This is a genomic window from Pseudooceanicola marinus (assembly GCF_002786295.1).
In the GTDB taxonomy this organism is placed as follows: Bacteria; Pseudomonadota; Alphaproteobacteria; order Rhodobacterales; family Rhodobacteraceae; genus Pseudooceanicola; species Pseudooceanicola marinus.
Map to the genome: position 1 here is coordinate 19065 of NZ_PGTC01000015.1, position 23512 is coordinate 42576.

24 protein-coding genes are annotated in these 23512 nt (G+C 67.6%); 10 read left to right on the forward strand and 14 right to left on the reverse strand.

The window, feature by feature from the left end:
• Positions 1-196: 196 nt before the first annotated feature.
• The 5 genes from rodA to CVM50_RS09345 all read right to left on the reverse strand — a co-directional run bounded on the left by rodA (position 197) and on the right by CVM50_RS09345 (position 5903).
• Positions 197-1336 carry a rod shape-determining protein RodA gene (rodA, locus tag CVM50_RS09325; protein WP_085889246.1) on the reverse strand — a complete coding sequence of 380 codons (1140 nt, stop codon included), beginning with the start codon at positions 1334-1336 and terminating at the stop codon, positions 197-199.
• Positions 1333-3282, reverse strand: coding sequence for a penicillin-binding protein 2 (mrdA, locus tag CVM50_RS09330; RefSeq protein ID WP_085889245.1), 1950 nt, complete (start codon positions 3280-3282; stop codon positions 1333-1335). Before mrdA ends, rodA begins: the two co-directional genes overlap by 4 nt.
• The gene (locus tag CVM50_RS09335; RefSeq protein WP_085889244.1) at positions 3279-3827 is read right to left on the reverse strand and encodes a hypothetical protein; all 549 of its coding nucleotides are present in this window, start codon (positions 3825-3827) and stop codon (positions 3279-3281) included. The genes mrdA and CVM50_RS09335 overlap by 4 nt, the downstream gene beginning before the upstream one ends.
• Positions 3820-4788 (reverse strand): rod shape-determining protein MreC, encoded by a 969-nt coding sequence (mreC, locus tag CVM50_RS09340; RefSeq protein WP_085889243.1) that lies wholly within the window; start codon positions 4786-4788, stop codon positions 3820-3822. Before mreC ends, CVM50_RS09335 begins: the two co-directional genes overlap by 8 nt.
• Positions 4789-4856: 68 nt before the next feature.
• Positions 4857-5903 (reverse strand): rod shape-determining protein, encoded by a 1047-nt coding sequence (locus tag CVM50_RS09345; protein ID WP_085889242.1) that lies wholly within the window; start codon positions 5901-5903, stop codon positions 4857-4859.
• A gap of 220 nt (positions 5904-6123) precedes the next feature.
• On the opposite strand from CVM50_RS09345, the gene rlmJ reads away from it, so the two are divergent.
• Together rlmJ and CVM50_RS09355 are read left to right on the forward strand one after the other, a co-directional pair.
• Positions 6124-6903: a 23S rRNA (adenine(2030)-N(6))-methyltransferase RlmJ gene (gene rlmJ / locus CVM50_RS09350; protein WP_085889241.1), complete on the forward strand. Its 780-nt coding sequence runs from the start codon at positions 6124-6126 to the stop codon at positions 6901-6903.
• Positions 6900-7472: a sugar O-acetyltransferase gene (locus CVM50_RS09355; RefSeq protein WP_085889240.1), complete on the forward strand. Its 573-nt coding sequence runs from the start codon at positions 6900-6902 to the stop codon at positions 7470-7472. The genes rlmJ and CVM50_RS09355 overlap by 4 nt, the downstream gene beginning before the upstream one ends.
• Positions 7473-7500: 28 nt before the next feature.
• On the opposite strand, the gene CVM50_RS09360 is transcribed toward CVM50_RS09355, so the two are convergent.
• A complete protein-coding gene (locus CVM50_RS09360; RefSeq protein ID WP_085889239.1) occupies positions 7501-7887 on the reverse strand; it encodes an acyl-CoA thioesterase in 387 nt (128 codons plus the stop codon).
• Positions 7888-8121: 234 nt separating this feature from the next.
• On the opposite strand from CVM50_RS09360, the gene CVM50_RS09365 reads away from it, so the two are divergent.
• Together CVM50_RS09365 and CVM50_RS09370 are read left to right on the forward strand one after the other, a co-directional pair.
• Positions 8122-9084 carry a DUF808 domain-containing protein gene (locus tag CVM50_RS09365; protein WP_085889238.1) on the forward strand — a complete coding sequence of 321 codons (963 nt, stop codon included), beginning with the start codon at positions 8122-8124 and terminating at the stop codon, positions 9082-9084.
• Positions 9081-9725 (forward strand): nucleoside/nucleotide kinase family protein, encoded by a 645-nt coding sequence (locus tag CVM50_RS09370; protein ID WP_232618202.1) that lies wholly within the window; start codon positions 9081-9083, stop codon positions 9723-9725. Before CVM50_RS09365 ends, CVM50_RS09370 begins: the two co-directional genes overlap by 4 nt.
• 80 nt (positions 9726-9805) lie before the next feature.
• Here the strand turns inward: CVM50_RS09370 and CVM50_RS09375 are convergent, their stop codons facing one another.
• The 6 genes from CVM50_RS09375 to CVM50_RS09400 form a co-directional block, all read right to left on the reverse strand.
• Positions 9806-11386 carry a 2-isopropylmalate synthase gene (locus CVM50_RS09375; protein WP_085889236.1) on the reverse strand — a complete coding sequence of 527 codons (1581 nt, stop codon included), beginning with the start codon at positions 11384-11386 and terminating at the stop codon, positions 9806-9808.
• Positions 11387-11804: 418 nt separating this feature from the next.
• Entirely contained in the window at positions 11805-12437 is a 633-nt protein-coding gene (locus CVM50_RS09380) for an NAD(P)H-dependent oxidoreductase (protein ID WP_085889235.1), read from the reverse strand.
• A gap of 336 nt (positions 12438-12773) precedes the next feature.
• Positions 12774-13385, reverse strand: a complete 612-nt coding sequence (locus tag CVM50_RS09385; RefSeq protein ID WP_085889234.1) for a (d)CMP kinase — start codon at positions 13383-13385, stop codon at positions 12774-12776.
• Between the two features lie 79 nt (positions 13386-13464).
• Complete coding sequence (locus tag CVM50_RS09390; RefSeq protein ID WP_157792163.1) at positions 13465-13902, reverse strand: hypothetical protein; 438 nt, start codon at positions 13900-13902, stop codon at positions 13465-13467.
• A gap of 50 nt (positions 13903-13952) precedes the next feature.
• Complete coding sequence (gene aroA, locus CVM50_RS09395) at positions 13953-15293, reverse strand: 3-phosphoshikimate 1-carboxyvinyltransferase (RefSeq protein ID WP_085889232.1); 1341 nt, start codon at positions 15291-15293, stop codon at positions 13953-13955.
• Between the two features lie 83 nt (positions 15294-15376).
• Positions 15377-16042: an SDR family NAD(P)-dependent oxidoreductase gene (locus tag CVM50_RS09400; RefSeq protein ID WP_085889231.1), complete on the reverse strand. Its 666-nt coding sequence runs from the start codon at positions 16040-16042 to the stop codon at positions 15377-15379.
• A 105-nt stretch (positions 16043-16147) separates the two neighbouring features.
• On the opposite strand from CVM50_RS09400, the gene CVM50_RS09405 reads away from it, so the two are divergent.
• Both CVM50_RS09405 and CVM50_RS09410 read left to right on the forward strand, forming a co-directional pair.
• Positions 16148-17380, forward strand: coding sequence for a GTP-binding protein (locus CVM50_RS09405; RefSeq protein WP_085889230.1), 1233 nt, complete (start codon positions 16148-16150; stop codon positions 17378-17380).
• A gap of 35 nt (positions 17381-17415) precedes the next feature.
• Positions 17416-17679 carry a DUF6525 family protein gene (locus CVM50_RS09410; RefSeq protein WP_085889229.1) on the forward strand — a complete coding sequence of 88 codons (264 nt, stop codon included), beginning with the start codon at positions 17416-17418 and terminating at the stop codon, positions 17677-17679.
• A gap of 91 nt (positions 17680-17770) precedes the next feature.
• On the opposite strand, the gene CVM50_RS09415 is transcribed toward CVM50_RS09410, so the two are convergent.
• Both CVM50_RS09415 and CVM50_RS09420 read right to left on the reverse strand, forming a co-directional pair.
• Positions 17771-18607 carry a hypothetical protein gene (locus tag CVM50_RS09415; RefSeq protein ID WP_085889228.1) on the reverse strand — a complete coding sequence of 279 codons (837 nt, stop codon included), beginning with the start codon at positions 18605-18607 and terminating at the stop codon, positions 17771-17773.
• Positions 18604-19680, reverse strand: a complete 1077-nt coding sequence (locus CVM50_RS09420; protein ID WP_085889297.1) for a GSCFA domain-containing protein — start codon at positions 19678-19680, stop codon at positions 18604-18606. Before CVM50_RS09420 ends, CVM50_RS09415 begins: the two co-directional genes overlap by 4 nt.
• Before the next feature lie 335 nt (positions 19681-20015).
• Between CVM50_RS09420 and rpsA the strand changes: the two genes are divergently transcribed.
• The 4 genes from rpsA to CVM50_RS09440 all read left to right on the forward strand — a co-directional run bounded on the left by rpsA (position 20016) and on the right by CVM50_RS09440 (position 23507).
• Entirely contained in the window at positions 20016-21698 is a 1683-nt protein-coding gene (gene rpsA, locus CVM50_RS09425; protein ID WP_085889227.1) for a 30S ribosomal protein S1, read from the forward strand.
• 397 nt (positions 21699-22095) lie between these two features.
• Positions 22096-22386 (forward strand): integration host factor subunit beta, encoded by a 291-nt coding sequence (gene ihfB, locus CVM50_RS09430; RefSeq protein WP_085889226.1) that lies wholly within the window; start codon positions 22096-22098, stop codon positions 22384-22386.
• The gene (locus CVM50_RS09435; protein WP_085889225.1) at positions 22383-22721 is read left to right on the forward strand and encodes a lipopolysaccharide assembly protein LapA domain-containing protein; all 339 of its coding nucleotides are present in this window, start codon (positions 22383-22385) and stop codon (positions 22719-22721) included. Before ihfB ends, CVM50_RS09435 begins: the two co-directional genes overlap by 4 nt.
• 111 nt (positions 22722-22832) lie before the next feature.
• Positions 22833-23507, forward strand: a complete 675-nt coding sequence (locus tag CVM50_RS09440; RefSeq protein ID WP_085889224.1) for a phosphoribosylanthranilate isomerase — start codon at positions 22833-22835, stop codon at positions 23505-23507.
• Positions 23508-23512: the final 5 nt, after the last annotated feature.

A 23512-nucleotide genomic window follows, 5' to 3' on the forward strand; every position in this document is an offset into this window, starting at 1 on the left:
GTTTGCTTGCTCTGTCCCGACCGGCCGCGCCGAAGACGCGGGGCCATGGGTCACAAGGGACAGGTCCGGCTGGCCGATTCCGGCCCCGGACAGGCGGCGTATAGGCGATGGACCTCCGCAGAGCAAGGGGTTTGAGGGGCTCCGGGCCCTTATTTCGCGCGCTCTGCGCCTGGTCGGCCGGGGCGCGGCCCGGCCCTTAGCGGGGCTTGTGGATATGCGCGCTTTGCACCAGGCCGAAGGCCAGCATCAGCACCAGCATGGCCGAGCCGCCGTAGCTGACCAGCGGCAGGGGCACGCCCACCACCGGGGCCAGCCCCATGACCATTGACATGTTCACCGCGAAGAACAGGAAGAACGTGGTGGCGATGCCCAGGGTCAGCAGCGAGGCGTAGCGGTTCTGGTTATTCATCGCCGAGCCGACGCAGAAGACCATGATGAGGGCATAAAGCGCCAGCAGTGAGACCGAGCCCACGAAACCGAATTCCTCCGCCAGGGTGGTGAAGATGAAGTCGGTGTGCTTTTCGGGCAGGAAGTTCAGCCGCGATTGCGTGCCCTGCATGTAGCCCCGCCCGGTCCAGCCGCCGGAGCCCAGGGCGATCTTCGACTGGGTGATGTGATAGCCCGCGCCCAGCTGGTCCTGTGACGGGTCGAGGAAGGTGTCGATGCGGCGGAACTGGTAGTCCTTGATCAGCTGCCAGTCGGTGCCCCGGCTCTGGAACACCGCCCAGACCAGGCCGACGGCCGCGCTGATGACGGTGGCGAAATAGGCCCAGTGGACACCGGCCAGGAACATCACCGCCCCGCCGCCGGTCAGCAGCAGGATGGCGGTGCCCAGGTCGGGCTGTTTCACCACCAGGAAGGTGGGCAGCACGATGATCAGCACCGGGATCAGCACCCAGAGCGGATGGCTGACCTTCTTCACCGGCAGCCAGTCGTAGTAGGCGGCCAAGAACATCACCAGGGCGATCTTCATCAGCTCCGAGGGTTGCAGGCGGATGAACCCGAGGTTGATCCAGCGCTGCGCGCCCATGCCGACGTGGCCGAAGAATTCGACGTAGAGCAGCAGCAGCAGCGACAGCCCGTAGGCCACGCCCGAGACGTTGCGCCAGAACCAGACGGGCACCATGGCGATCACGAACATGCCGATCAGGCCCACGCCGAAGCGTTTCATCTGCGGCTCCGCCCAGGGCGACAGGCTGCCGCCCGAGACGGAATAGAGCATCAGGAACCCGACCGAGGCCACCGCCGTCAGCAGCAGCACCAGAGGCCAGTTCAGGTAGAGGACCTTGCGCAGCCCCGAGGGCGTCGTCTTTACGGCATACTCTAGATAGCTCATGCGCGGCTCTTGCTGTCCTGGCCGAGATCGGGGCGCAGGGCGCGCAGGCGGTCCTGCTGCTCGGCGATGCGGTCACGGTCCTTTGCCGGGTAGGCGTCCAGCGGCGGATCGCCGTTGTAGAGCGCCTGCAGGGTGATGTCGCGCGCGATCGGGGCCGCGACGGAGGAGCCGCCGCCGCCATGTTCCACCACCACGGCCACGGCGATCTTCGGATCGTCGAAGGGCGCGAAATCGACCCAGAGCGCATGGTCGCGCCGTTCCCAGGGCAGGTCGTCGTTGGAGGTCACGCCGGCCGCGCGTTCGGCGGCGGTGATGTTGCGCACCTGGCTGGTGCCCGACTTGCCCGCCATGCGCATCGTCTCGGCGATGATGCGGCTGGAGTACCCGGTGCCCTTGCGGCTGTTGGAGACCTCGTACATGCCGTCGCGCACATAGTTCAGATGGGTGGGGTTCAGGCCCAGGCTCTCTCCCGAGCCGGAGGGCTGTTCGACCCCGTCGATCGACTTGATCAGCCGCGGCGTGACGCTGCGGCCGGTGGCGACGCGGGCAGTCATCACCGCCAGTTGCAGCGGCGAGGCCAGAACGAACCCCTGGCCGATCGAGGCGTTGACGGTATCGCCGATCAGCCAGTCCTCGCCGCGCACTTCCTTCTTCCAGGCCTTGGTGGGCGCCAGGCCCGCGGCCACCGCCGACAGCGGCAGGTCGTGGCGAATGCCCAGCCCGAGGCGGTTGGCCATGGCCGACACCTTCTCGATGCCGACGCGGCTGGCCAGCTCGTAGTAGTAGACGTCGCAGCTTTCGCGCAGGGATTGCGCCATGTTGACGTGGCCGTGCCCGCCGCGCTTCCAGCAGTGGAAGCGGCGGTTGGCCACCTCCAGGTATCCGCCGCACCAGAAGGTTTCCTCCGGCGTGATCAGCCCCTCGTCGAGGCCGGCAAGGGCCACCACCATCTTGAAGGTCGAGCCAGGCGGGTAGATGCCCTGCACCGACTTCGCTGCCAGCGGGCGGTGGTTGTTCTGCGTCAGGGCGCGGTAGTCGCTGACCGAGATACCGCGCACGAAGAGGTTCGGGTCGAAGCTGGGCGCCGATCCCACGGCCAGCAGGTCGCCGTTGGTGGTGTCGATCACCACTGCCGCGGCGCTTTCGTCGCCCAGGCGGGCCTGCACGTAGTTCTGCAGCATCACGTCTGTGGTCAGCTGCAGGTTCGCACCGGGCTGGCCCTCCTGACGGTCCAGTTCCCGCATGACGCGGCCCACGGCGTTGACCTCCACCCGGCGGGTGCCGGCGGAGCCGCGCAGCTCGTCCTCCATCCGGGCCTCCAGCCCGACCTTGCCGATCTGGAACCGCGGGATGCGCAACAGCTGATCCGGGTCCTCGATCTTCGACAGGTCGTAGTCGGAGACGGGCCCGACGTAGCCGACGACATGGGCGAAATCCTTCGCCAGCGGGTAGAAACGCGACAGGCCCACGTCCGGCGTGATGCCGGGCAGGGCGGGGGTGTTCACGGCGATCTTGCTGACGTCCTCCCAGCTGACACGCTCGGCCAGGGTGATCGGCAGGAAGGGGGCGGAGCGGTCCATCTCCGCCTTGGCGCGTTCGATGTCGGCCGGGTCCAGGTCGATCAACTGCGACAGGCGGGTCAGCACCGCGTCGACGTCGCCCGCGTCCTCGCGCACGATGGTGATGCGGTAGGCGGGTTCGTTGCTGGCAATGGCCGCGCCGTTGCGGTCGAAGATCTCGCCGCGCGACGGCGGGATCAGGCGGATGTTGATCCGGTTTTCCTCGGCCAGCATGCGGAATTCATCGGCCTGGTCCACCTGCAGGTGGCGCATGCGCCAACCCAGCAGACCCATGAAGCTCAGCTGCGCGCCTCCCAGAAGGGCGGCGCGGCGGGTCAGGCGGCGGCCGGAGGCCTGTTGATCGCGGGCGTTGCGGTGGCTTCTCATATCCGGTGTCCAAGGCTGTCGACCTCGCCCAGGGCCGCGCGACGCAGGCCGAAGACGGCCGAGGAGAAGGCGGCGAGGACGGGATAGAACAGGGCGGTCATGACAAGCTGCGTCAGCACCACCGGCACCGGCGGCTTGTCGAGGAAGAACAGGCCGAGCGCCAGCCAGTAGCCCAGCAGGACCAGCGTGGCGGCGATGCTGGCGGTCATCCATTCGGCCAGGAAGGAGCGGTCGCGCATGGGGCGCGCGCGGCGTTGCGTGCGGTAGATCACATAGGTGGCGATGGCGGCCATCAGCCCCGGCGGACGCATCTGCAGCAGGTCCGACAGCAGGAAGATCGCCGCGATCAGTGGCAGCGGCGCCAGTTCCGGGCGGCGCAGCGACCAGACCAGGGTCAGCCCCAGCAACAGGTCCGGCCCGGCCCAGAGGCGCGGTACGGTTTCCAGCGGCAGCAGGGCGAACATGATCAGCGCAAGACAGAGCGCCGCATAGGCAACGCGCAGGGCCCACTGGCGGGGGGCGGAGGCGCGGATCGCGTCAGCCATCCAACCCTCCCGCGGCCAGGGGCAGGGTTTCGGGCTGGGCCGCGCCGGCGTCGGGCGCGCCCTCCTGGCTCGGGGCGGGCACGGGGGGCAGGGCGGCACTGCCCCCGGGCAGGATCATGCCGCCGGGCTGGGTCAGGTTTTCGGTGCCCAGGTGACGCAGCACGCGCAGGAACTCCAGCCGCTCGTAATCGGCGGCCAGGCGCACCCGCAGGCGGCCCGCCTTGTCCTCGGCCACCTGGCCGACCAGCAGGCCCGCTGGGAAGACCCCACCGTCGCCCGAGCTGACCACCCGGTCGCCGGGGCGCACCAGATCGTTGTCCTCGATGAAATCGAGGGCCGGGGCGGCGGTGTTGTCGCCCATGACCATGGCGGTCTGGCCCGAGGGCTGGATGGTGACGGGCATGCGCGAGGAGGTGTCGGTCAGCAGGATCACCCGGCTGATCTTGTCGCCGACGCCGGAAATCCGGCCGACCAGGCCGATCCCGTCCATCGCGGCCCAGCCATCGACGATGCCGTCGCGCGCGCCGATGTTCAGCAGAACCGACTGCCGGTAGGGCGAGCCACTGTCGGCCATCACCACGCCGGTGATATAGGTCAGCCGCGGATCCAGCTGCACGTTGTTCAGGTCCAGCAGGCGGGCGTTTTCCTGTTCCAGCTGCAGCGCGGCCTCTTTCCAGGCCTTCATCTGCTGCAACTCGCGGCGCAACTCGTTGTTCTGCTCGACGATGCGCTGGTAGCTCTGGAAATCGCGGATCAGGTTCACCGCGCCGGTCACCGGCGCCATGGCCCAGTCCATCGAGGGCACGACGCGGTCGATCACCTCGGCGCGGAACCGTTCCACGCGCGGGCTGTCGATGCGCCAGACCAGGAAGATCCCGATCAGCAGCAGCACGATCACGGACAGGATCAGCCGCCGGAGCGGGGTGATGTAATCCTCGTCCTGTGGTCTGTCCTTGGCCATGTGGACCCCCAGAAAGACAGGGAAACGGCCCGTGCGAGGCCCGTTGTCAGGTCCTCAGCTTCGGGTGCTCAGCTGTCGTAGTCAATCGCGTGGCGGAGTTGCTTTTCATACTCCAGCGCCTTGCCGGTACCAAGCGCCACGCAGTTCAAGCTTTCGTCAGCGATGGACACGCCCAGGCCGGTCTGCTCGCGCAGCGCCAGGTCCAGGTCGCCCAAAAGGGCGCCGCCGCCGGTGAGCATGACGCCGCGGTCGACGATGTCGGCGGCCAGGTCCGGGGGCGTGGCCTCCAGCGCGGTCATCACCGCTTCGCAGATCTGCTGGACGGGTTCGGCCAGCGCCTCGGCCACCTGGGCCTGGGTGATCTCGGTTTCCTTGGGCACGCCGTTCAGCAGGTCACGGCCACGCACCTGCATCGAGGCACCGCGCCCGTCGTCGGGCATGCGGGCCGTGCCGATGGAGGTCTTGATGCGTTCGGCGGTCGATTCGCCGATCAGCAGGTTCTGCTGGCGCCGCAGGTAGCTGATGATCGCCTCGTCCATGCGGTCACCGCCGACGCGGACGGAACGGGCATAGACGATGTCGCCCAGGGACAGCACCGCCACCTCGGTGGTGCCGCCGCCGATGTCGACGACCATGTTGCCGGTCGGATCGGTGATCGGCATGCCGGCCCCGATGGCCGCGGCGATGGGTTCGGCGATCAGGCCCGCGCGGCGGGCGCCGGCGCTGAGCACCGACTGGCGGATCGCGCGTTTCTCGACCGGGGTGGCGCCGTGCGGGACACAGACGATGATCTTCGGCTTCGAGAAGGTCGAGCGCTTGTGCACCTTGCGGATGAAATGCTTGATCATCTCCTCGGCCACGTCGAAGTCGGCGATCACGCCTTCGCGCATCGGGCGGATGGCCTCGATGCTGCCCGGCGTCCGGCCCAGCATCAGCTTGGCGTCCTCGCCCACGGCCAGCACCTTCTTCACGCCGTCCTTGACGTGGTAGGCCACGACCGACGGCTCCGACAGGATCACGCCTCGACCCTTCACGTAGACCAGCGTGTTCGCCGTGCCGAGGTCGATGGCCATGTCCGAGGAGAAGAGCCCCGGCATCTTGTCAAAAATTCCCATGTCGTGTCCCGATAGTGGTAACCCCGCAGGCGCCGCGCCCCCGGCGGCGTCCTGTCCGTTCGCCCTTATATTCAGAGGGGCCGCGCGTGGAAAGGGGCGCTCCTGCCTGAATAAGCGCCATTTTGCCGTGAAAGCCCTGATTTGCTGACCCTGTGATCGCCCTTGGAGCGGGGCAAGCGGCAGGGATTGCCCGGCGCGCACGGGCGTCGTATCCGGGGTCATGCTGTCGTACCAACATATCTACCATGCCGGGAATCCCGCCGATCTGCACAAGCACGCCCTGCTGGCGGCCATGCTGGAGCGGCTGACGGAGAAGCCCAAGCCCCTGACATACCTCGAAACTCATTCGGGTCGCGCCCTTTACGACCTGTCCAGCGCCGAGGCGCTGAAGACCGGGGAGGCCGCGGCGGGCGTTGGCGCGCTGGCGGGCCGCCTGCCGGCCGATCACCCCTTCGTGAAGGTGCTGACCCGGGTGCGGGCCGATCATGGGGGTACGGCCTATCCCGGCTCTCCGCTGATCGCCGCCGAGATGCTGCGCGAGGGTGATTCCCTGCATCTGGCCGAGCTGCACCCGCAGGAGGGCGCCGCCCTTCAGGCCGCCATGGGGCGACGGGCGAAGGTGCACCTGCAGGACGGCTATGAGATGGCCATGTCGCTGTGCCCGCCGGAGCCGCGCCGGGGCCTGCTGATGATCGATCCCTCCTACGAGGTGAAGACGGAATATGTCCGCATCCCCGACGTGGTGAAGAAACTGCACCGGGCCTGGAACGTCGGCGTTCTTGTGATCTGGTATCCCATCCTGCGCGACGGTCGCCATGCCCCCATGCTGCGCGCGCTGGAGGCGCTGGATCTGCCCAAGGTCCTGCGCAGCGAGGTGGGCTTCCCGCCCGTGCGCGAGGGGCATGGCATGATCGGATCGGGAATGTTCGTGGTCAACACGCCCTTCGGCACCGAGGAAGAGGCCGCGCGTCTGGCCGCCCTCTTCGCGGAGGCGACATGAGCGAGGAGGGCATCAGCCAGGACGGGCGCAGCGAGCTGGAGAAGTTCCGCGCCGGCGGCACCTGGTACGACGGCATGGACCCGGAGATCGACGCCCTGCGCGCCCCCGCACGGCGGGCCTGCTGGGCGCATAACACCATGGACCCGGAGGCGCGTGGCGCAATGGCGCCGGAGCTGCGGGCCCTGCTGGGCGACGCCGGCAGCGCCTTCCTGGAGGCGCCGTTCCACTGTGTCTACGGGTTCAACCTGTCGCTGGGCGAGAACGTCTACATGAACAGCGGCTGCGTGGTGCTGGATTGCGCGCCGGTGCGCATCGGGGATCGCACCATGCTGGGCCCGCAGGTGAAACTGCTGTGCCCCGAACACCACCATGACCCGAAACTGCGCGGCGAGGGGCAGGAGATCGCCTGGCCGATCACCCTGGGCGCGGATGTCTGGATCGGCGCCGGGGCAATCGTGATGGGCGGCGTGACCATCGGCGACGGGGCTATCGTGGCCGCCGGGGCCGTGGTGACCCGCGACGTGGCCCCGGGGGCCAAGGTCGCGGGGGTGCCGGCGCGGCAGATGTAGCGGTCTCCCGACCGGACCCCCTTGGGCCTCAGGCCAGGTCGACGGGGCGCGACTTGCCGCTTTCGTCGACGGCAACCATGGTGAATTTCGCTTCGGTCACATGCTCGCGCACGGCGGCATAGGCACGGCGGGCCCAGACCTCGATCCGGATCACCATGGAGGTGCGGCCCACGTGATCGACGGCGGTGTAAACGCACAGGGTATCGCCCACCTTCACCGGCTTCTTGAACACGATCTGATCGGCGGCGATGGTCACTGTGCGACCATTGCTGCGCTCGTTGGCGCGGATCGCCGCGGCTAGGTCCATCTGGGACATGACCCAGCCGCCGAAGATGTCGCCGGCGGCATTGGTGTCGGCCGGCATGGCCAGGGTTCTGAGGGTCAGTTCCATTCCCTCGGGCGTTTGGTCCGGCATCTCGGGCCTCCGTTGCTGCCCTCCCCGGCGCCGAAATAGGCCCTGATCCGGCGAAGGTACAGGCGCGGCGCCTGCAAGGGTGTTATGCATCCTCAGGCCAGCGGGTCCGGCCAAGCGGCGGGAATGGTTGGGCAATTCGGTGCCCCTCCGCCCGGCGTCCATAGAGTCTGGCGATTTCAGGTGGTACTGGCCGCCTCCCGCGCTATCTTCCGCGCGAGGCAGAGAGGGAACGGCATGAGCGGACTTCTGGCACTTCTCGATGATGTGGCGGCCATCGCCAAGGTGGCGGCATCGTCGGTGGACGACGTGGTGGGACAGGCGGTGAAGGCCTCGACCAAGGCCACGGGCGCGCTGATCGACGACGCGGCGGTGACGCCGAAATACGTGCAGGGCTTCTCGGCCGAGCGCGAACTGCCCATCGTGTGGAAGATCGCGCGCGGCTCGCTGTTCAACAAGCTGGTGCTGCTCTTGCCCGTGGCGCTGTTGCTTGCGGCCTTTGCGCCGATGCTGATCTATCCGCTGCTGATGATCGGTGGCGCCTACCTGAGTTTCGAGGGGGCGGAGAAGGTCTGGCACGTGATCAGCCCCGCCCACCATGACATCGACGAGCAGGTGGAGAAGAAGACCCACGGCGAGATCGGTCTGGAAGAGCAGAAGGTTCAGGGCGCCATCAAGACGGATTTCATCCTGTCGGCGGAGATCATGACGATCACCCTCTCGGCCCTGCCGCCCGACCTGTCCTTCTGGACAGAGGCCGGGGCGCTGGCGGTGGCCGGTGTTCTCATCACGCTTGTGGTCTATGGCGCCGTGGCGGTGATCGTGAAGGCCGATGATCTGGGTCTGCTGATGGCCTCCTCCGGGCGGCTGGGGATCACCCGCTGGCTGGGCCGGATGATCGTGCGTGGCATGCCCCTGCTGCTGAAGCTGCTGATGATCGTCGGCACCGCGGCGATGATCTGGGTCGGCGGCTCGATCATCGTGCACGGGCTGCATGAGCTGGGCTGGCACTGGCCCTATGAGAGCATCCATCACGTCGCCGTCGGTGCAGCCGCCGGCGTGGCCGAGCAGTGGCAGGGCGCGGTGGAATGGATCGTGACGGCGGCACTGGACGGGGTGATCGGCCTTGTCCTGGGCGCGGTGATCGTCGCGCTTTACAACGCGATCGCGCCGATCTTCCGCCCGCGGGGGGCGCATTGACCGCTCCGGTGGCGACCGACGCGGACGCCCTGGCCGGTCAGCTGGCGCTGCGCGCCGAGGCGCGGGCGGGCCGGCTGGTGGTGGCGCTGGCCGGGCCGCCCGGTGCGGGCAAGTCGACCATTGTCGAGCCGCTGTGTGGGGCGCTGCGCGCCCGCGGCCTGGCGACCGAGATCCTGCCGATGGATGGCTACCATTACGACAATGGCGTGCTGGAGGTACGGGGACTGCTGTCGCGCAAGGGCGCGCCCGAGACATTCGATGCCGCCGGACTGGCCCTGTCGCTTCGGGCGCTGACGGCGCCGGGCGCCCCGGACCTGGCAGTTCCGGTCTTCGACCGGGCCCTCGATCTGTCGCGCGGCTCTGCCCGCCTCATTGCGGCCGAGACCCGCGTGCTGCTGGTCGAGGGCAACTACCTGCTGCTGAACCGCGCCCCATGGGACCGGCTGCGCCCGCTCTTCGACGTGACGGTGGAGCTGAGTTGCCCGCTGGAGGTGCTGGAGGCGCGGCTGATGGCGCGCTGGCTGGACCTGGGCTTGCCGGAGGCCGTGGCACGGGAGAAGGTCGAGGGCAACGACCTGCCCAATGCCCGCACCGTGGCCGAGGAAAGCGTTCCGGCGGAGTTCCGCATCGCGACCGGCTGAGCGCCGATCCCGCGACCCTGAAACGACAGAAGCCGGCCCCGGGGCCGGCTTCGTCGCATCAGGGGTCAGTGGGCTGGGCCTCAGCTGACGTCCTTGTAGCTGATCTCGCGCGAATCGGCGCCTGCGCCGACCTTGCCGCGGCGCAGGATCAGGCGGTTCAGCGCGTGGATATAGGCCTCGACCGAGGCGACCACGGTATCCGTCGCGGCGCTGGAGCCGGTGACGATGCGACCGTCCTCGTTCAGTCGTACGCTGACGGTGGCCTGGGCATCGGTGCCCTTGGTCACGGCGGAAACCTGGTAAAGCTCCAGCTTGGCTTCATGCGGGAAGATCTCCTTCACCGCGTTGAAGGCCGCGTCTACGGGGCCGTCGCCAGTCGTCTTCGCCGTCTTCTCCTCGCCGTCCACCATCATGGTGATGTCCGCCGATTGGCCGCCGGTGCCGCAGACCACGGTCAGCTCCTTCAGCGACAGGTAGTCGGGCGTCGCATCGTCGGACACGCGCACGAGGGCCAGGATGTCGTCGTCGTAGACTTCCTTCTTGCGGTCGGCGAGGTCCTTGAAGCGGGTGAAGACATCCATCAGCTGGTTGTCGGCCAGTTCCACGCCAAGCTGCTTGAGCTTGTCCTTCAGCGCGGCGCGGCCCGAATGCTTGCCCATCACCAGGTTGGTGGCGGCCAGGCCCACGTCCTCGGGGCGCATGATCTCGAAGGTCTCGGCGTTCTTCAGCATGCCGTCCTGGTGGATGCCGGATTCATGCGCGAAGGCGTTTTTGCCGACGATCGCCTTGTTAAACTGCACCGGGAAGCCCGAAACCGAGGCCACGCGGCGGGAGATGTTCATGATCTTCCGCGTGTCGATACCGGTGGTGTAGGGCATGATGTCGTGGCGCACCTTCAGCGCCATGGCGACCTCTTCCAGCGCGGTGTTGCCGGCGCGTTCGCCCAGGCCGTTGATCGTGCATTCCACCTGGCGCGCGCCCGCCTCGACGGCGGCGAGGGAGTTGGCCGTCGCCATGCCGAGGTCGTTGTGACAATGGGTGGCAAAGACGATTTCGTCAGCGCCCGGCACGCGCTCGATCAGCATGCGGATCAGGTCGGCCGATTCCTTCGGCGCGGTGTAGCCCACCGTGTCGGGGATGTTGATCGTGGTGGCGCCGGCCTTGATGGCGATCTCGACCACGCGGCAGAGATAGTCATGTTCGGTCCGGGTCGCGTCCATCGGCGACCACTGGATGTTGTCGCAGAGGTTGCGCGCATGGGTCACCGTTTCGTGGATCCGCTCGGCCATCTGGTCCTGGTCGAGGTTGGGGATCGCGCGGTGCAGCGGCGAGGTGCCGATGAAGGTATGGATCCGCGGGGAGTTGGCGTGTTTCACGGCCTCCCAGCAGCGGTCGATATCCTTGAAGTTGGCCCGGCTGAGGCCGCAGATCGTCGCGTTCTTCGACAGTTTCGCGATCTCGGACACGGCGTTGAAATCGCCCTCGGAGGCGATGGGGAAGCCGGCCTCGATGATGTCGACGCCCATCTCGTCCAGAAGCTGGGCAATCTCCAGCTTTTCCTCGTGGGACATGGTGGCGCCGGGCGATTGCTCGCCATCACGCAGGGTGGTGTCGAAAATGAGTACGCGACCGGGGTCGCTGGGGACGATGTTCGATGTCATGGGATCTCTCTCTTTTCTCCTGATGCCTGGGCGCGAAAGGCGTGTCCTCTGAGCGAGTCGCGCCGAAACGGCACGCTCAGAGGCGGATTAGGAGAAGCAGGCCGGCAGCCAGAGCGGCGCCCGAGATCGGACGCTGTGCGGTGGGGATATAGGCCTGGGTCATCATGGGGCCTTCCTTAGCGGATGCGCCGTCTGATGGGAAGGCAAAAAGCGGCAAAGGCGCCGGGATGTTTGTTGACAGATCAGGGAACGGCCGATCAGTCAGCAATGCTGACAAATCTTGTTGAGGCGGTTATATTTTTTTCTATCAGTGATTTGAATTGATGTCGGGCCATTGCGGGCCCCGGAGGTCTGCGTCGGATCGGGCTGATCCGGCGGGCGAGGGGCGGGCTGTTCCACCCCTCGCAGGGCCCTGGGGTCAGGCGATCTCGTGCACCAGTTCGTCCAGCGGCTTGCGCACCTTCTTCATCGGCAGCAGCCAGTCGCCCCCCGTTTCATCGCGGTATCCCAGCGGCAGGATCAGCACGGCATGCAGGCCCTTTTCCGGCAGGCCGAGGATGGCGTCGACCTCGGCGGCGTCGAAGCCTTCCATCGGGGTCGAATCCACCTTCAGCTCGGCGGCGGCAGCCAGGGCGAAGCCAAGGGCGATATAGGCCTGGCGCGCGGCGTGGTCGTGATTCACCTCCGCCGGGCGGGGCAGGTACATGGATTTCAGCCGCTCGTAATAGGCCTGCAGACCGGGGTTGGTCCCGCGTTCGGCCTCGGCCTGGGCCAGCACGGCGTCGATACGTTCAGGCGTGTAGTTGTCCCAGGCGGCGAAGACGAGGACATGGGAGCCTTCGGTCAGCTGCGCCTGGTCCCAGGCGGCCTCGCGCAGCTTTGCGCGGATCTCGGGGTTCTTCACGACGAACAGCTCGAAGGGCTGGGTGCCGGAAGAGGTGGGGGCCATCTGGATCGCCTCGACGATCTGGGCGACCTTCTCCTCGGGGACGGATTTCGTCGGGTCCATCTTCTTGGTGGCATAGCGCCAGGTCAGGGCATCGTTGAGCATGTGGAAAGCTCCGTTGTTTCAATATCTGGCCGTCATCTGAGGAAGCGAACGGGCAAGTTCAATGGGCCGCGCGGTGTCGCTGGGCGGGGGATTGGCGGCAATACATTGATGTTATAGGGAAAAGGACGCTTTGCGCATACTTGCACAGGGCAGGCGCAGTCTGTCGGTTGCCGGTTTTTGACCCCTCGGGGACGGGGGCGCTGCCCCCGTCGCGGCAGGCCGCGACTCCCCGGAGTATTTTCGGCCTGCGTATGGAAGGGGGAAGGGGTACTAGCCGGAGCCGGGGCGCGCCAAGTCTCGGTCGAGGGAAAAGGCGGGGTCGGCAGCGGGCGCGCCCTAGTCCTGCATTGCCGCGCGGATCACTTCGCAGGCGCGGGCGACGGCTTCCTCTATGCTCATGGTCGAAGTGTCCAGTTCGACGGCATCCGCGGCGGGTTTCAGCGGCGCCGTGGCGCGGGCGCTGTCGCGGGCGTCACGTTCGCGCAGGTCGGCCAGCACCGCTTCGGGCGTGGTGTCGACGCCCTTGCCGATCAGCTCGCGGTAGCGGCGGTCGGCGCGGATGGAATCGCTGGCGGTGACGAAGAGCTTCACCTCCGCCTCGGGGCAGATCACCGTGCCGATGTCGCGCCCGTCCAGGACGGCGCCGCCCTGACGGCGGGCGAAGGCGCGCTGGAAATCGACCAGGGCCGTGCGCACCTCGGGGATTGCGGCCACTTCGGAGGCGGCGCGGGCCACGTCCGGGCTGCGCAGGTCGTCGCGGTCCAGATCCTCGGCGCGCAGGGCCTGGGCGGCCTCCAGCGGCGCCATGCCATCCAGACGGCGGGCGCCGGTGGCCCGGTACAGCAGCCCGGTGTCCAGGTGTGCGAGCCCGAAGAGTCGCGCGACCTCCTTGGAGATCGTGCCCTTGCCGGCGGCGGCCGGCCCGTCGATGGCGATGGTGAAGCTCATGTCCGTTCCCTTTTCTGGACCTGCTTTCTAGCGCTTCTGGCTGCACGGGGCCAGAGGAAGGGGGCGAATCGTCCCGTCGTTACCGACGGCGCAGCCGACGGAACGTCAGGGCGGCGGCGGCGCTCAGCCCTGCGCCCAGGATCAGCAGGAGATTGAACGCGAAGAGTTGCGAAAGCAATGCCGGCAGGTTGCCCTGGGCCAGAGTTGGCGAACCGGGGGCGACGAGGAAGCCGAGACCCGTCACCATGCCGAAGGCGACGCCGGGCAATGCGAAGACCGCGCTGCAGCGCCCCAGCAGGGGGCGGAGCATCAACGGGGGCAGCGACAGGCACAGCGCGACCCAGCCCGCGGCGGCAAGCGCGGCCACCGGCGTGGGGGCACCGCCCATCGACGCAGGCATGGGGCCGGGCGGAGACAGCATCGTCACGAAGGGGGCGCTGACTTCCAGCACGTAGGCGTCGAGGTCTGAAGTGCCCTGTGGGGCATGGGCAGAAGAGAGCCAGGCTGTCGCGAGCAAGACAAGGCCCGCGACCGCGAGGGAGGACCAGCGAAGACCGGCGCTCCGGTTCACTCCAGCGTGGCGCCGAGCTGGCGCATGAGATCCATGAAGATGGGGAAGGAGGTGGCGATGGGACCCGCGTCATCCACCGTTACCGGCGCCTGCGTCGACAGGCCGAGGCAGAGGAAGGACATGGCGATGCGGTGGTCGAGGAAGGTCTCGCAGGTGAATCCGCCGGGCACCTTGCCCGCGCCCATGCCGTCGACTTCCCACCAGTCCTCGCCGTCGCGCACGGTCACGCCGTTGCCGCGCAGCCCGCGCGCCATGGCGTCGATCCGGTCGCTTTCCTTCACCCGCAGCTCCTTCACCCCGGTCATCCGGGTGGTGCCCGTGGCATTGGCGGCCACGACCGACAGCACCGGGTATTCGTCGATCATCGAGGCGGCGCGGGCGGGGGGCACGTCGATCCCCTGCATCGCGGGCGAATAACGGGCGCGCAGATCGGCCACCGGCTCGCCGCCCTCTTCGCGCAGGTTCTCGTAGGTCAGGTCGGCGCCCATTTCCTTCAGCGTGGTGAAAAGGCCCGCGCGGGTCGGGTTCAACCCGATGTTGGGTACCAGCACGTCGGAACCGGGCGTGATCAGCGCGGCACAGACCGGGAAGGCGGCCGAGGAGGGATCGCGCGGGACCACGATGGTCTGCGGTTTCAGCTCGGGCTGGCCCTTCAGGGTGATGACGTGACCCTCGTCGGTCTCTTCGGTGGAGATCTGGGCGCCGAAACCCGCCAGCATCCGCTCGGTATGGTCGCGGGTGGCCTCCTTCTCGATCACCACGGTTTCGCCGGGGGTGTTCAGGCCCGCCAGCAGCACCGCGGATTTCACCTGGGCCGAGGGGACGGGGGTGGTGTAGCGCACCGGCACCGGGTTCTGCGCACCCACGAGGGTCAGCGGCAGGCGCCCGCCCGCGCGACCTACGGCCCTTGTGCCAAAGAGGGCCAGCGGATCGGTGACCCGTGCCATGGGGCGCGAATTCAGCGAGGCATCGCCGGTGAAGGTGACCGAGATCGGGCAGGTCGCCACCGCGCCCATGATCAGCCGCACCCCGGTGCCGGAGTTGCCGCAGTCGATCACGTGATCGGGCTCGGCAAAGCCGCCGGTGCCCACCCCATGGACGCGCCAGTTGCCGTCGCCGAGATTTTCCACCGTGGCGCCGAAGCTCTGCATCGCCTTGGCGGTGTCCAGCACGTCCTGACCTTCCAGCAGGCCGGAGATATTGGTCTCCCCCACGGCCATGGCGCCGAAGATCAGCGCGCGGTGGCTGATGGACTTGTCGCCGGGCACATGGGCCTCGCCCTGCAGCGGGCCGGAGGCGCGGGCGGTCATCGGTTTGGGGGCGCCGTGGGCGGACATGGGAACTCCTCGCATCTTGCGCGGGTCTGATAGCGCAAGCGAGGAAGCGGGTCACGCCAATTCAGTGAGGGCGCGGCGCGGGCTCAGAACGGCACGGGTGTGCCGTGCTGGTCGAAGAAGCCTCCCGAGTCGGCGGCGGTCAGCCCGGCCAGGACCGACAGCAGACGCTGGGCGGCCTCTTCGGTCGAAACAGACGGATGGCGGCCCAGGTATCTGCGCGTCAGATCCGTGGCCACGGTGCCCGGGTGCAGCGCCACGCAGATCGCCTGGGGGTGGGTGCGGCCCAGTTCCACCGCGCCACAGCGGATCACCTGGTTCAATGCCGCCTTCGCCGCGCGGTAGCTGGTCCAGCCGCCCAGCCGGTTGTCCCCGATGGACCCGACCCGGGCCGAAAGCGCGGCGAAACGCGCAGGCCGGTTGCGGGGCAGCAGCCGTGTGGAATGTTTCAGCACCATCGCCGGGCCGATGCAGTTCAGCGCGTATTGTGCCGCCATCGCCTCCGGCGTGAGCTGCGACAGGGCCTTTTCAGGCCCATGGTCGCCGATCTGCAGCCCGCCGGTGGCGCAGAAGATCAGGTCGAAGCCGGGGTCGAGCGCGCCCAGGTGTGCCGACACCGAGGCCTCGTCGGTCACGTCGAAGCCGTCCGCGCTGCGCGACAGGCAGGTGACGCGGGTGCCGTTCGTTTCCAGTGCCGCGGCCAGCGCCGCGCCGATCCCGCCCGAGGCGCCGAGGATAAGAGCGTTTTCCATGGCAAGGGTACGCACCGGAGGCCTGAGCGGATCAATGAGGGATTGCAGTCCGGGGGAGGGTCTGGGTATGTAATGTTATACGATAACGTTAATCGGGAGATCCAAATGCCGCGCGCGCCCTCCAGTGCCTCCGCCCCTGCCGACCCGCGCCTGCCCGTCACCGTGCTGTCGGGCTTCCTCGGGGCGGGCAAGACCACCCTTCTGAACGACGTGCTGACCAACCGCGAGGGGCGACGCGTCGCCGTCATCGTCAACGATATGTCCGAGGTGAACATCGACGCCGACCTGGTGCGCGGCGGCGAGGCGGCGCTGAGCCATACGGACGAGAAGCTGGTCGAGATGACCAACGGCTGCATTTGCTGCACCCTGCGGGATGACCTGCTGACCGAGGTGCGCCGCCTGGCCGCCGAGGGGCGGTTCGACTACCTGCTGATCGAATCCACCGGCATCGCCGAGCCGCTGCCCGTCGCCGCCACCTTCGAGTTTCGCGACGAGGCCGGCGACAGCCTGTCGGACGTGGCGCGGCTGGATACGATGGTGACCGTGGTCGATACGGTGAACCTGCTGAACGACTATTCCAGCCATGACTTCATTCGCGACCGGGGCGAAAGCCTGGGCGACGAAGACGACCGGACGCTGGTCGATCTGCTGGTCGATCAGATCGAGTTCGCGGACGTGGTGGTGCTGAACAAGGTCAGCGATGCCGGTCCCGACCGGCTAACGGCGGCGCGGGCCATCGTCACCGCCCTGAACCCCGATGCGCAGATCCTGGAAACGGATTTCGGTCGCGTCGACCAGGGGCGGATCTTCGACACTGGGCTCTTCGATTTCGAGACGGCCCACGACCATCCGCTCTGGGCGAAGGAGCTTTACGGTTTCTCCGACCATGTGCCCGAGACCGAAGAGTACGGCGTCAGCTCCTTCGTCTACCGGGCCCGGCGACCCTTCCACCCGGAACGGCTGCACGCGGTGCTGAACGGGCCGCTGCCGGGGGTGATCCGCGCCAAGGGGCATTTCTGGATCGCCACCCGCCCCGACTGGCTGGCGGAGTTCTCGCTGGCGGGCGCGCTCAGCCGCGTGGCCCCTCTGGGCCAGTGGTGGGCGACGGTGCCCGAGGCGCGGCGGCCCGACCACCCGCAGGGCCGGGCCTACCTGGCGCAGCACTGGGCCGAGCCATGGGGCGATCGACGGCAGGAGTTGGTGTTCATCGGGGCGGGTCTGGACCGCGCGGCGATCACCGCGGCGTTGGATGCCGCCCTGATGCCGGATGAGGATTTCACGCCGAAGGCCTGGGCGGGCCTGCCCGACCCCTTCCCCGGCTGGCGCCGGGCCGGATGAGGCAGGCGAAACCCATGGGCGGACGACAGAGGGAGATGCGGCAGTGCGCGGATGGCAACCTGCGCACGGGGCTGGCGCGGCGCCGGCGGGCGACGGACCCTATGACGGAGTTTGACCAACTGCCTCCCGTCCTGCGTGGTTGGCTGGCCGAGGCCGCGCTGCCCTGGTCGGCCCGGTCGGTGCGGCGCGTCTACACCCGCGCCCTGGCGGAAAGCGGCGGGGATGAGGCCGCCGCCCTGGCGCGCCTTTCGGCGGTCGAGCAGCAGCGGCTGAGCCGGGACGGGATAACGCCAGGGTGAGGCCTCAGCGGGCGCTTTTGGTTTCCGGGTGACCGGGGCGTCGGGATGGGGCCGGGCGCGCGCAGGCTTGGCCCACCGATGCACCCTGATCTCAGGCGGCGGCGCAGAGCGGGGCGAAACGGGTCCAGAACAGCTCTCCCCAACGGGCATTGCCGTGCAGGAAGTCGCGGTCGGGCTGGTCGCCGCCACCGATCCGCTTCGCCCCGTCGGCATAGCTGTCCGCAGACAGGATGCCATGCGCAGAGAGGGTTTCGGGCGGCTGCGGCAGCAGGGTCATCCCGGCGCGCGCCTGCAGGGCCTCGGTCAGATCGGCCAGGTAGGCCTGGATACAGGGCACATAGGCGGGGTTTGCCCGGATCTCTTCCGTGATCTGGGCCCCAAGGCGCCCGCCGACCTCCGGCCGCAGGACCTTCTCGAAGGGCAGGGGCGGGGCCATGACGAACAGCCGCTTGCCCGCCAGCGCGGTGAAATCCCAGGCCGGGATCGCCCGGTCGATCATCCGCGCCGCGATCCCCTCCAGGGCCTCTGGCGACAGAAGGGTGCCGCGCGCGGCGGCGGTGTCGGGGTCGTGCATGCCGTCGACCCCCACCTGGGGCAGCAGGCGGATCATCGGGTCCAGCCCGTTGAAGGTGCCCGCGAGGCAGATCACGTCGAAGGGCGCCAGATCGACCTCCTCGGTGCCGTCATTGATCGCCCGGGCCTGTTCGCGACATTGCGAGGCCAGCGCCGGGGCAACGTCGTCGCGCAGGCGAAACTGGCCGGCGGCATCGACGGTGTAGTGGGAAATCAGGCTGCCCCCGAGCGCGAAGAAGGTCACGTCCAGCGCCGCACGCAGTTCCTCGGGCAGGCGGGCATGCCCCTCCTTCAGAGCGACGGTATGGGAGGATCCCAGGACCAGGATGCGCGGCGGGGCGGTTGGTTGGGTCATTGTCCGGCGAACCTTTCCAACAGCATTTCCTCGCAGATCACATCCTCGTCGCTGGCTGGGGTCGGGCCGGGTGGAGTGCCCGGGGCGCGCTGGGCCGCAGGGACGGCCCCTTCGCCGGTCTGGGCAGCCAGGAAGGCGCCCATGGCGGTGGCCACCCCTTCCTCGGAGACCGAGCGCAGGTTGGGGCGATAGAAGCTGCCGCGCGCCGCCTGGGCGGTGATGATCTCGTAGCTGGGGAAATAGTCGACATCCTCCAGCGTCTCGTAAAGTTCGGCACAGACGGCGCGCAGCAGGGACTTCGAGCGGCTGGTGGCGACCTCCACATGCTGGTCGGTCGCGGTGGCGGTCAGCGGCACGGGGGAGACGGTGATCAGGAAGCGGTAATCGGGCGCCAGCCCGCGCAGCAGGCTGCGGACGGCGAGGAAATCCTCGACCATCTCGGCAAAGCGGAAGTTGTGGAAGCGGTAGCGCGCGGGGTCATATTCCCCGGCCAGGGTGCCCGGCGCGGTGGGAAAGACGGTGGCGCCGTCGGCGCTCATCCAGGCCTCGGTGAGGCCGAAGGTAAAGACCAGCAGCCGCGCCTTGGTGAACAGCTCTCGCAGCCGGGACAGGTGGAAGGCACGGTGCCGCAGAACCGTTGCCGCATCGGGCAGGCCCCCGGGATCGACGCCCGGGCGCTGCGCATCGAAGAACCGCCCCTCGGCGGCGCCGAAGCCAGACCAGACCCGCTCGGTGGGCCGCCGGTCGACAAAGGCCTCCTCCAGCAGCTGCCGCATCTGGCGGATCGTGTAGATGTTGCCGTAGCGCCCGGAATAGAGGCCGTAGCCCCAGGTCTGGGCGATGTCGCGCGGCACGATAGGCGGCAGCGGTTCGGCATCCAGCACCTTGAATCCGTGCTCGCGCAGGGTGCGGCCCACGTGCTGGGCAAAGCAGGATCCGGCGGTGGCGATGGGATCGGCCCGGGTGATCCGGTGCCGGGGCTGGTAGAAATCGGCCACCTCGTCGGCCGCGCGCCGGGCGGCGGTACGGCTCCAGAAAGCCGAGGGAGGGGCCTGGTCATAGGGGGATGTCATCTCGTCGCCCTTCGCTGGGATCTGGCCCAAGCCAAGCGGGGAATCGGTTTCAATCGGGTTAACGTCGCCCGGGCCGCGACCGCTGCCAGCGCCGTCGAGGCCCGACAAAACCCGCCCAGAGCGGGTGTGGAGTCGCTTTTCCCTTGATTTGCAGGCCCGTCTTGGCTACCTCCCCGGCGTCGACAGGCGTAAACGCCGCGCAACGAAGGATCGAGCAGGGGTCGGGACTAAACCGGCCCTCTTTGTTTTGCGGTGACCCAAATGACCAACCCCAAGACCGGCGGAGACAACCGCTCGGCCAGCATAGCGATATACGTTAGGACACCAGAGACCACATGGCTCAGAACACATCGATGGAGGAATTCGAAGCCCTCCTGAACGAAAGCTTCGAAATGGACACCCCGAACGAAGGTTCGGTTGTCAAAGGCAAGGTCATCGCGATCGAAGCGGGCCAGGCCATCATCGACGTCGGCTACAAGATGGAAGGCCGCGTCGAGCTGAAAGAATTCGCGAACCCCGGTGAAGCGCCCGAGATCTCCGTCGGTGACGAGGTCGAGGTCTACCTGCGCGCTGCCGAGAACGCCCGTGGCGAAGCCGTCATCTCGCGCGAGATGGCCCGCCGCGAAGAAGCTTGGGACCGTCTGGAAAAAGCCTATGCCGACGACCAGCGCGTCGAAGGTGCGATCTTCGGTCGCGTCAAGGGTGGCTTCACCGTCGACCTGGGCGGTGCCGTGGCCTTCCTGCCCGGCTCCCAAGTCGATGTGCGCCCCGTGCGCGATGCCGGCCCGCTGATGGGTCTGAAGCAGCCGTTCCAGATCCTGAAGATGGACCGCCGTCGCGGCAACATCGTGGTGTCGCGTCGTGCGATCCTCGAAGAGTCCCGTGCCGAGCAGCGTGCCGAGGTCATCTCGAACCTGCAGGAAGGTCAGGCCGTGGAAGGCGTGGTCAAGAACATCACCGAGTACGGCGCCTTCGTCGACCTGGGCGGTGTGGACGGCCTGCTGCACGTCACCGACATGGCATGGCGCCGCGTCAACCACCCCTCGGAGATCCTGTCGATCGGCGAGACCGTCAAGGTCCAGGTCATCAAGATCAACAAGGAAACCCACCGTATCAGCCTGGGCATGAAGCAGCTGCAGGAAGATCCGTGGGATCTGGTTGCCGCCAAGTACCCGCTGTCTTCGGTTCACACCGGCCGCGTCACGAACATCACCGACTACGGTGCATTCGTGGAGCTGGAGCCCGGTGTCGAAGGTCTGGTCCACGTCTCGGAAATGTCCTGGACCAAGAAGAACGTGCACCCCGGCAAGATCGTCTCCACCTCGCAAGAGGTCGAAGTCATGGTTCTGGAAATCGACCAGGCCAAGCGCCGCGTTTCGCTGGGTCTCAAGCAGACCATGCGTAACCCGTGGGAAGTCTTCTCCGAGACGCACCCCGAGGGCACCGTTGTCGAAGGCGAAGTCAAGAACATCACCGAATTCGGTCTGTTCGTCGGCCTGCCGGGCGACATCGACGGCATGGTTCACCTGTCCGACCTCAGCTGGGACGAGCGTGGCGAAGACGCCATCCAGAACTACCGCAAGGGCGACATGGTTCAGGCCGTGGTTTCCGAAGTCGACATCGACAAGGAACGCATCTCGCTGTCCATCAAGAACGTCGGCGGCGACAAGTTCGCCGAAGCCGTTGGTGGCGTGAAGCGCGGTTCGATCATCACCGTCAACGTGACGGCGATCGAAGACGGCGGCATCGAAGTGGAATACGAAGGCATGAAGTCCTTCATCCGCCGCTCCGACCTGTCGCGTGACCGTGCCGAACAGCGCCCCGAGCGTTTCTCGGTCGGTGACCACGTCGATGTGCGCGTGACCAACGTGGACAGCAAGTCCCGTCGTCTGGGTCTGTCGATCAAGGCGCGCGAGATCGCCGAAGAGAAAGAGGCCGTGGAACAGTACGGTTCCTCCGACTCCGGTGCATCGCTGGGCGACATCCTGGGCGCCGCGCTGAAAGGCGACGACGAGTAAGGATCGCACCGACCGTGCGAAAGACAGGAAGGCCCCGCGTATTGCGCGGGGCCTTTTTCGTGGCCGGACGGGGGCGTATGCGACCGGGTTGGACTTGCCTGGCGGATGTGCGGGGGGATGGATTTTCCGGGGGTCTATCTGACTGCCGCGACAGGGATTCGACGGGGGCCATAAACCTTGGCGAATCAATCTCTTGGCTGCAGTGCAGCATCGCGCCCGCGCCGCCATTGCCGGAAAAAGCCGCGCCATGATCGCGGCGAAAGGCGACGAACCGCCGGATTTCTGCGGAAATTGTCTCCTCGTGGGACGTCTCTCTTGTTCCCGTGTCGCCGGAAAGCTCTTATATTCCCGGAACATGGTGTGAAAAAAAGACCATCGCTCGGGGAGACATAACCAGATGATCCGTTCTGAACTGATCCAGAAAATCGCAGATGAGAATCCGCACCTGTATCAACGGGACGTGGAGCGGATCGTGAACACGATCTTCGAGGAGATCACCGAGGCCATGGCACGCGGCAACCGCGTGGAACTGCGCGGCTTCGGCGCCTTCTCGGTGAAGAAGCGCGAGGCGCGCACCGGGCGGAACCCGCGGACGGGCGAAGCCGTTGAGGTCGAGGAGAAGCATGTGCCGTTCTTCAAGACCGGCAAGCTGCTGCGCGATCGCCTGAACGGGAATGCCGACGAATGAAATACATCCGCTACGCCATCTGGGCCGTGATCGCCATCGCGCTGGTCGCCGTCGCCCTGGGGAACCGCCAGCCGGTGGAGCTGACCCTGCTGCCCGAAGGTCTGGCCGACATCTTTGCCTTCAACACCGGGGTCACGCTGCCGCTTTACGCGGTGATCTTCGGCGGCATCGTCGTGGGCCTGCTGATCGGCTTCCTCTGGGAGTGGATGCGCGAGCACAAGCACCGCGCCGAGGCCCGTCGCCAGTCGCGTGAGGCCCACAAGCTGAAGCGGGAAGTGAAGAGGTTGAAGGGCGAGAAGCACGGCCAGGACGATGTCCTGGCGCTGCTGGAGTGATCCGCGCGGCGTGAGGGCGTGCCCCTCGCGCTGGTCACGCCCCGCCGTCAGGTGTAGGACCAGACCGCCGGCGCTTGTGCGCCCGGCGGTCTTTCGTTTCCGAGGTGCCCCATGCCCGTGCTCGTCCAGCCCAACCGTGCCCCCGCCGTCCGCGTGAAGATCTGCGGGCTGACGCGCCCTGCGGATGTCGAGGCCGCGGCGCGCGCCGGCGCTGTCTACGGCGGCTTCGTCTTCTTCCCCAAAAGCCCGCGGCACGTCGAGATCGAGACCGCCCGCGCCCTGGCCGTCGAGGCGCCCCTGGGGCTGGCGAAGGTCGCGCTGATGGTGAACCCCGATGATGCTCTGCTGCACGCCGTCACCGACGCGGTGCCGTTGGACATGATCCAGCTTCACGGCAAGGAAAGCCCCGAACGGGTGGCCGAGGTTCGTGCGCTAACCGGCCTGCCGGTGATGAAGGCCGTGGGCGTGGCCGAGGAGGCCGACTTGGCGGCCCTGGCTGATTACGAGGAAGTCGCCGACCAGGTGCTGGTCGATGCCAAGGCGCCCAAAGGGGCCGATCTGCCCGGCGGCAACGGGTTGTCCTTCGACTGGCGCCTGATCGCGGGCCGCACCTGGAAGGCGCCCTGGATGCTGGCCGGGGGCCTGAGCCCCGACAACGTGGCCGAGGCGATCCGCCTGACCGGCGCGCGCCAGGTTGATGTCAGCTCGGGCGTGGAACGCGCCCCGGGCGAGAAGGACGCGGAGAAGATCGCCGCCTTCACCGCCGCGGCCCTCGCCGCCGTCTGATCCGC